Source organism: Janthinobacterium woesei, assembly GCF_051380875.1.
Taxonomy (GTDB): Bacteria; Pseudomonadota; Gammaproteobacteria; order Burkholderiales; family Burkholderiaceae_D; genus Janthinobacterium.
Map to the genome: position 1 here is coordinate 83,509 of NZ_JBNYXW010000023.1, position 7,390 is coordinate 90,898.

Genomic DNA, 7,390 nt, shown 5'->3' on the forward strand with positions numbered 1-7,390 from the left:
TTAGTGGCTGCCTTCGCTGACCTGGTTGATCGTGTATTTAGGGATTTCGACGACGAGGTCGGTCTCGGCCACGATGGACTGGCACGACAGGCGCGACACGGCTTCCAGGCCCCAGGCCTTGTCGAGCATGTCTTCTTCCAGTTCCGTCGCTTCGTTCAAGGACGCGATGCCTTCGCGCACCAGCACGTGGCAAGTGGTGCAGGCGCACGATTTTTCGCAGGCGTGCTCGATGTCGATGTCGTTTTCCAGCAGGATGTCGCAGATGGACTTGCCGGCCGGCGCTTCGATAACGGCGCCGTCAGGGCAAAGTTTGGCGTGCGGCAGGATGACGATTTGGGGCATATTTTCTTCTTTCAGTCTGTCATTTGGAGCGCGGCCGCAGCATGGGCAGCGCGCTGTTCAATTAATTTTTAAACGATCTGGTCGAGCGATTTACCGGTCAATGCAGTGCGTACGCTGCGGTCCATGCGGCGCGAGGCAAAATCCTCGGTGCCGTCGGCCAGCGCTTCGATCGCCAGTTTCAAGGCCAAGTGGTCGATGGCGCCGCTTTGCGATTGCGCAATCGCCTCGCGCACCTTCTGCATCAAGCCATCCACTAGCGCGCGTTCGGCGTCGTCCAGCAAACTGCCGTCTTCATCGAGCGCCGACTGCGTGGCCAGCAAGATGCGTTCCGCTTCCACCTGCTCTTCGCGCAGCGCGCGCGCCACCATGTCGACGTCGGCGGAGGTATAGGAATCCTGCAGCATGCGCGCGATGTCGTCATCTGCCAGGCCATAGGCCGGCTTGACGCTGATCGACGCTTCCACGCCCGAGCGCAGTTCGCGCGCCGAAACCGACAGCAAGCCGTCCGCGTCGACCTGGTAGGTGATGCGGATGCGCGCGGCGCCCGCCACCATCGGCGGAATGCCGCGCAATTCAAAGCGCGCCAGCGAACGGCAATCGCTGACCAGTTCACGCTCGCCCTGCAGCACGTGCACGGCCAGCGCCGTCTGGCCATCCTTGAAGGTGGTGAATTCCTGCGCGCGGGCGCATGGAATGGTCGAGTTACGCGGGATGATCTTTTCCACCAGGCCGCCCATGGTCTCGATGCCCAGCGACAGCGGGATCACGTCCAGCAGCAGCCAGTCGTCGCCGGCGGCGCGGTTGCCGGCCAGCAAGTTGGCCTGGATGGCCGCGCCCAGCGCCACCACTTTATCCGGGTCGATATTCGCGTGCGGGGTGGTGTGGAAGAATTCGCTGACGGCGCGCTGCACGTGCGGCATGCGCGTGGCGCCACCGACCATCACCACGCCATCGACGTCGTCCGCATCCACGTTCGCGTCGCGCAGGGCTTTCTTGATGGCGCTCATGGTCTTGCCCACCAGGTGCGCCGTCATCTTGACGAATTCTTCGGCCGTGATGCGCAGGTGGATCTCTTCGCCCGAATTGAGCTTGGCGTCGATCGTCGTTTCCGGCTTGGTCGACAGCAGTTCCTTGATTTCGCGCGCCTTCACCAGCAGGATCGCCGTGTCCTGGTCCGACAACGGTGCCAGTGTTGCCTGCTCGCTGATCCAGCAGAACAGGCGGCGGTCGAAATCGTCGCCGCCCAGGGCCGAATCGCCGCCCGTCGACAGCACTTCGAAGACGCCCTTGCTCAGTTTCAACACCGAGATGTCGAACGTGCCGCCACCGAGGTCATATACGGCGTACACGCCTTCGGAGGCGTTATCGAGGCCATAGGCGATGGCGGCGGCCGTCGGCTCGCTCAAGAGGCGCAAGACATTGATGCCGGCCAATTGCGCCGCATCTTTGGTCGCCTGGCGCTGGGCATCGTCAAAATAGGCTGGTACAGTAATCACGGCGCCGACCAAGTCATCGCCGAGGGAATCTTCCGCGCGCTGGCGCAGGGTGGCGAGGATTTGCGCCGACACCTCGACCGGGCTTTTCACGCCGGCCACGGTTTTCAGCTGCACCATGCCAGGCGTGTCCTGGAAGTCGTACGGCAGGTTTTCCGCGTAGGCGATATCGGCCAGGCCGCGGCCCATGAAGCGCTTGACGGAGACAATGGTGTTTTTCGGGTCGGTGGTTTGCGCGGCCAGGGCCTTGTAGCCGATATTCGCGTGGCCATTCGGCAGGTAGCGCACGACGGATGGCAGCAGCGAGTGCCCTTCTTCGTCGTTGAGCACCTCGGGAATGCTGTTGCGCACGGTGGCGACCAGGGAATTGGTGGTGCCAAGATCGATGCCGACGGCCAGGCGGTGCTGGTGCGGCGCGGTCGACATGCCTGGTTCGGAAATTTGCAGAAGTGCCATTGTATTCGTGCCTCGATTAATTTTTTGCGTGGTGCAGCTGATGCCTGATGCGCATTATAAGACGCGCGCCAGACTGGCGCTTGGCACGCGGGTCAAGCTGTCCGACTCTAAGCTTCGATGGCCTCGTAGGCAAAACGCACCTCTTCGCCGAATTTATCGAGGAACATCAGGGCGCGCACGCTTTGCGCGGCGTTGACGTAGTCGCCCGCGTCGAGCTGTGCACCCACCTGGGCCAGCAGGGCCTTGCGTTCGCCGCGCAGCTGGCGGTCAAGGGCGTCGAGCGCGTCGGCATCCTTGCCTGCACGGGCGTCGCCCAGCTCCTCGCGCCATTCCATCTGCTGCATCAGGAAGCTGACCGGCATGGCCGTGTTCGATTCCGTCTGCAAATCGACGCCATTGAGCTCGCACAGATATTGCGCGCGCTTTTGCGGGCTTTTCAGGGTTTGATAAGCTTCATTGGCACGCGTGGCCCATTGCATCGCCACGCGCTTTTCGGCACTGCTGGCGTTGATGAAGCGGTCTGGATGGACTTTGCCCTGCACGTCGCGGTAGGCCGCGTCGAGCGCGCTCATGTCGAGCGCGAAGTGCGCCGGCAACTGGAATAGATCGAAGTGGTTTTGCATGAATAGTGTCGGTGCTCGCTGTGCCTCAATCGATGAGTACAGCGCACCGACCGGGGTGATACTTGCGTCTTAGATGCGGAAACTTTCGCCGCAGCCGCAGGCGTCTTTTTCGTTCGGATTGTGGAACTTGAAGCCTTCGTTCAAGCCTTCGCGCGCGAAATCGAGTTCCGTGCCGTCGATGTACGGCAGGCTTTTCGGGTCGACGAAGACTTTGACGCCGTGCGATTCGAAGACGCTGTCTTCTGCCGCCACTTCATCGACATATTCGAGCTTGTAAGCCAGGCCCGAGCAGCCCGTGGTACGCACGCCAAAGCGCAGGCCCATGCCCTTGCCTCGCCGTTCGATATAACGGTTGATGTGTTTCGCCGCTTTTTCGGTCAGTGTGATCATGTATTTCTCCGCGCCTGCCCCAGGCCTTGCGGCGCGGGGCAGGATGCAAACTTAGGCCGCTGCCGGATGGCGGGTCTTGTAATCCAGAACTGCTGCCTTGATGGCGTCTTCAGCCAGGATGGAGCAGTGAATCTTCACTGGCGGCAGGGCCAGTTCTTCAGCGATCTGCGTGTTCTTGATCGACAGCGCCTGGTCCAGCGTCTTGCCCTTGACCCATTCGGTCACCAGCGAGCTCGACGCGATGGCCGAACCGCAGCCGTAGGTCTTGAATTTCGCATCTTCGATCAGGCCATCTGCGCCAACCTTGATCTGCAGCTTCATCACGTCGCCGCACGCTGGCGCGCCAACCATGCCGGTGCCGATGCTGTCATCACCCTTGTCGAAAGCGCCCACGTTGCGTGGGTTTTCGTAGTGATCGAGTACTTTGTCCGAGTAAGCCATTTTAATGCTCCTTAAATATTCTTGCCGGCCCCGTGAGCGGGACCGTCGTGATTGTTAGTGTGCCGCCCATTGGATCGAATTGATGTCGATCCCTTCCTTGAACATGTCCCACAGCGGCGACAGCTCACGCAATTTGTGTACTTTCGATTTCAGCAAGTTGACGGCGAAGTCGATGTCTTCCTCGGTCGAGAAGCGGCCGATGGTGAAGCGGATCGAGCTGTGCGCCAGTTCGTCGCTGCGGCCCAGGGCGCGCAGCACGTACGATGGCTCCAGGCTGGCCGAGGTGCAGGCCGAACCGGACGACACGGCGATATCCTTGATCGCCATGATCAGCGACTCGCCTTCTACATAGTTGAAGCTGACATTCAGGTTGTGCGGCACGCGGTGTTCCATGTCGCCGTTGATGTAGACTTCTTCGATCTCTTGCAAGCCCTTGGCCAGGCGGTCGCGCAAGGCCTTGATGTGGCCGATTTCGCTGTCCATTTCTTCCTTGGCGATACGGAACGCTTCGCCCATGCCGACGATCTGGTGGGTCGGCAGGGTGCCCGAACGCAGGCCGCGCTCATGGCCGCCACCGTGCATTTGCGCTTCCAGGCGCACGCGCGGCTTGCGGCAGACGTACAGCGCGCCCACGCCTTTCGGGCCGTAGGTTTTATGCGCCGTGAAGGTCATCAGGTCGACCTTGGTCTTTTGCAGGTCGATGACGACCTTGCCCGTCGCTTGCGCCGCGTCGCAATGGAAGATGATGCCTTTCGAGCGGCAGAACACGCCGATTTCGTCGATGGGCTGGATCACGCCGATTTCGTTGTTCACCAGCATCACCGACACGAGGATGGTGTCCGGGCGCACGGCCGCAGCCAGTTGCTCGACGGTAATCAGGCCGTTGTCTTGCGGTTCCAGATAAGTTGCTTCGAAGCCGACGCGTTCCAGTTCGCGCACCGTGTCGAGTACCGATTTATGTTCGGTCTTGACGGTGATGATGTGCTTGCCCTTGGTTTTGTAGAATTGCGCCGCGCCCTTGATGGCCAGGTTGTTGCTTTCCGTCGCGCCGGAAGTCCAGATGATTTCGCGCGGATCGGCGTTCACCAGTGCCGCCACGTGGCCGCGTGCCTCTTCCACGGCTTTTTCCGCCGTCCAGCCATACATGTGGCTGCGCGATGCCGGATTGCCGAACTGCTCGCGCAGGTAAGGAATCATCTTGTCGGCGACGCGTGGATCGATCGGCGTGGTGGCCGAGTAATCCATGTAGATCGGAAAATGCGGTGCGGTTTCAAAATGCACTTGGCCTACGTTTTTTTCAGGGGCGTTCATCAATAACTCCATGCAATCAGCAACTTAGTATTTTGTAATGTTCAACCGAGGGCGGCGTGGTTACGGTGCATCACCATCACGCTTTGCTCGGCAATCTTTTGTCTCTGCTGGTCGACCAGGTCCTGCAGCGACACAGAATCCAGATAATCGACCATTTTTTCGTTGAGTGTGGACCACAATTCATGCGTCATGCAGCGCGCACCCGTGGCCGCGTCGGCGCCGTGGCAATGCTCCTTGCCGCCGCACTGCGTGGCGTCCAGCGGTTCGTCGACAGCGATGATGATGTCGGCCACCGTCACCTTGTCGGCGCGGCGCGCCAGGCTGTAGCCGCCGCCCGGGCCACGGATCGATTCGACGATCTCATGGCGGCGCAGCTTGCCGAACAGCTGTTCCAGGTAGGAAAGGGAAATCGACTGGCGCTGGCTGATGCCCGACAGGGTGACCGGTCCCTTGCCCTGGCGCAGGGCAAGATCGATCATCGCTGTCACGGCAAAACGGCCTTTTGTAGTCAGACGCATACATCCTCGGCTCAACTGTTCAATAACTGGTTTAAAATATTGCGGTTTTTCAACTCATCAAAGTCTGAGTAGTTGAATGATTTAGTCAAGTATAACAAATTCAGCGGGGTTTGTCAGAGTGCCCCGCGATGACCATGGGGGCTGGCAGGGGCTTGCAGGCCCGCTATTGCTGACGCAGCGCCAGATGAGTAGTTAAGAAAACAACAATTGAAGTCATCACAGGCTTCACGGCACCTGACAAAACCGTCGCGTAGCAGGTTTGGCCAGGCGCTATCATCCGCGTAAGGCGGTGCGCACTTTCATCAACTCGAAACCCAGCAAGTTCAAGCCGTCCCAGCGGGCCGGATCGGCGACACGCGGATTGTCCGACGCCAGGCCCACGCCCCAGATGCGGTCGACGGGACTGGCTTCGACGATGATGCGCTCGCCTGTGCCCAGCAGAAACTTGCGCAAGGTGGGCTTTTGCGAAAACTTGGCAAAGTTGCCATCGAAGACGATGCCGGTACGCGCCGCCTCCCACACCCTGGCGTCAAAATTGGCCACCTCGCGCCCCAGCTTCTTCACTTCCGATGGCCGCTCGGCCGCCACGATGCGCGCCTGCACGGACGTATCGCCAAACAGGGCCGCCTTCTGCGCCATCATGTAATGTTCGGCCGTAGCATACGTCACGCCAGCGAGGCTGAACGGCGACGGAAACCATTGGCTGAAGCAGCTTTTATCGGCCACCTGCGGCTGCGCCGGCGTGTGGCCCCAGAAATACAGATAGTCGGGCACGCCGCCCTCCTCTATCCACGCCTTCAATTCTTCCACGTTACTAATTTGCATATTCCCCGGACTTCCGCCAGACAGGCGCTAATTCAAGCTCAAGCACGCAATAGTTGCATCGGACCAAACAGGGCCTGCATGTCACGATTGCCAATAAAGGACAGATTATACGGATGTTCGGCCGTCAGCTGCGGCAGCGATGCCGCCACCGGCAGGCGCTTGATGAGCTCGGCAATCTTGCCCCACAGCACAAGTTGCGGCACGACCGCACCGCCCTGCTGCGCCAGCGCTTCGAGCACCACCTGCAGGAAGGGCAGCCAGCCGCGCGCATCCTGCACGGGCGGCACGTGGGCACGGAACACCAGTGCCGCGTTGAGCAGCAAAAAGCCTTGCCCGCTCATCTTGCGCTGCAAGTCGGGCAAGGTCTGGATGACGCCGCTGCCCGGCAGCAGCGCGGCTGCGGCCACGGGCGCCATGGCCGCGCCGGACGTGTCGCCGCCCTGCAACTGGCCATCGGCCACCAGCAGCATCTTCATGAAGTTGCGCAAGGAGGTGGCGCGGTTGACGGGTTTCGACAAGCCGGTCGCCGACCACAGGCTGCCGACGGCGCCATCCATGAAACACACGCCCGTGGCGCTGTCGGCACGCGGATACGGCCCCTCGCCCACCAGCACATAGCGCGTGTGCGCCAGCGGCAGGGCAAAGGCGGCAAACAGGCGGCCCTGCGTGGGCAGGTAGTCGTCGACGGCCAGCGCCGGCAAATAAGCGGGGTCGGCCACCATCACGGCGTGCAAGCCGCGCAGCAAGATGGGCCGCCAGGAAACGTGCGCCAGGGATAGCGCATCGACGATGCTGGCGGGAAGTGTCGGAACTGTCATGGTATTCGTACTCGATTGCGCAAAGGCAAATTGTAGCGCACCGGCAGGGCGATATTTGAGGTACCCTGACTTTTTCGGACACTCTTGTTTGGTAAACTTCACCAACTGGAGAACTTATGAAACGCTCAACAACATACACACCAGAGCTTCGGGAAGAAGCGGTAAAACTGGTC

General features: G+C 60.7%; 9 protein-coding genes. All 9 read right to left on the reverse strand.

The window, feature by feature from the left end:
- On the reverse strand, positions 1–342 hold the full coding sequence (gene fdx / locus ACQ4W6_RS23480; RefSeq protein WP_436569577.1) for an ISC system 2Fe-2S type ferredoxin: 342 nt from the start codon (positions 340–342) through the stop codon (positions 1–3).
- A gap of 68 nt (positions 343–410) precedes the next feature.
- Positions 411–2,291 (reverse strand): Fe-S protein assembly chaperone HscA, encoded by a 1,881-nt coding sequence (hscA, locus tag ACQ4W6_RS23485; protein WP_436569578.1) that lies wholly within the window; start codon positions 2,289–2,291, stop codon positions 411–413.
- Positions 2,292–2,398: 107 nt separating this feature from the next.
- Positions 2,399–2,914 carry a Fe-S protein assembly co-chaperone HscB gene (gene hscB, locus ACQ4W6_RS23490; RefSeq protein ID WP_436569579.1) on the reverse strand — a complete coding sequence of 172 codons (516 nt, stop codon included), beginning with the start codon at positions 2,912–2,914 and terminating at the stop codon, positions 2,399–2,401.
- Positions 2,915–2,983: 69 nt separating this feature from the next.
- On the reverse strand, positions 2,984–3,304 hold the full coding sequence (gene iscA / locus ACQ4W6_RS23495; protein ID WP_010399774.1) for an iron-sulfur cluster assembly protein IscA: 321 nt from the start codon (positions 3,302–3,304) through the stop codon (positions 2,984–2,986).
- A 51-nt stretch (positions 3,305–3,355) separates the two neighbouring features.
- A complete protein-coding gene (iscU, locus tag ACQ4W6_RS23500) occupies positions 3,356–3,745 on the reverse strand; it encodes a Fe-S cluster assembly scaffold IscU (protein ID WP_436569580.1) in 390 nt (129 codons plus the stop codon).
- Between the two features lie 54 nt (positions 3,746–3,799).
- Positions 3,800–5,056, reverse strand: coding sequence for an IscS subfamily cysteine desulfurase (locus ACQ4W6_RS23505; protein WP_436569581.1), 1,257 nt, complete (start codon positions 5,054–5,056; stop codon positions 3,800–3,802).
- 41 nt (positions 5,057–5,097) lie between these two features.
- Positions 5,098–5,574 (reverse strand): Fe-S cluster assembly transcriptional regulator IscR, encoded by a 477-nt coding sequence (iscR, locus tag ACQ4W6_RS23510; protein ID WP_034779566.1) that lies wholly within the window; start codon positions 5,572–5,574, stop codon positions 5,098–5,100.
- A gap of 273 nt (positions 5,575–5,847) precedes the next feature.
- A complete protein-coding gene (gene ybiA / locus ACQ4W6_RS23515; RefSeq protein WP_436569582.1) occupies positions 5,848–6,399 on the reverse strand; it encodes a riboflavin biosynthesis intermediates N-glycosidase in 552 nt (183 codons plus the stop codon).
- A 38-nt stretch (positions 6,400–6,437) separates the two neighbouring features.
- Complete coding sequence (locus ACQ4W6_RS23520) at positions 6,438–7,217, reverse strand: uracil-DNA glycosylase family protein (protein WP_436569583.1); 780 nt, start codon at positions 7,215–7,217, stop codon at positions 6,438–6,440.
- Positions 7,218–7,390 lie beyond the last annotated feature (173 nt).

What these genes read in the sequence shown, in the direction of transcription:
- iscR (WP_034779566.1), bottom strand. Translation starts at nt 5,574, where the DNA reads ATGCGTCTGACTACAAAAGGCCGTTTTGCCGTGACAGCGATGATCGAT.
- ACQ4W6_RS23505 (WP_436569581.1), bottom strand. Translation starts at nt 5,056, where the DNA reads ATGAACGCCCCTGAAAAAAACGTAGGCCAAGTGCATTTTGAAACCGCA.
- fdx (WP_436569577.1), bottom strand. Translation starts at nt 342, where the DNA reads ATGCCCCAAATCGTCATCCTGCCGCACGCCAAACTTTGCCCTGACGGC.
- ACQ4W6_RS23520 (WP_436569583.1), bottom strand. Translation starts at nt 7,217, where the DNA reads ATGACAGTTCCGACACTTCCCGCCAGCATCGTCGATGCGCTATCCCTG.
- iscA (WP_010399774.1), bottom strand. Translation starts at nt 3,304, where the DNA reads ATGATCACACTGACCGAAAAAGCGGCGAAACACATCAACCGTTATATC.
- iscU (WP_436569580.1), bottom strand. Translation starts at nt 3,745, where the DNA reads ATGGCTTACTCGGACAAAGTACTCGATCACTACGAAAACCCACGCAAC.
- hscA (WP_436569578.1), bottom strand. Translation starts at nt 2,291, where the DNA reads ATGGCACTTCTGCAAATTTCCGAACCAGGCATGTCGACCGCGCCGCAC.
- ybiA (WP_436569582.1), bottom strand. Translation starts at nt 6,399, where the DNA reads ATGCAAATTAGTAACGTGGAAGAATTGAAGGCGTGGATAGAGGAGGGC.
- hscB (WP_436569579.1), bottom strand. Translation starts at nt 2,914, where the DNA reads ATGCAAAACCACTTCGATCTATTCCAGTTGCCGGCGCACTTCGCGCTC.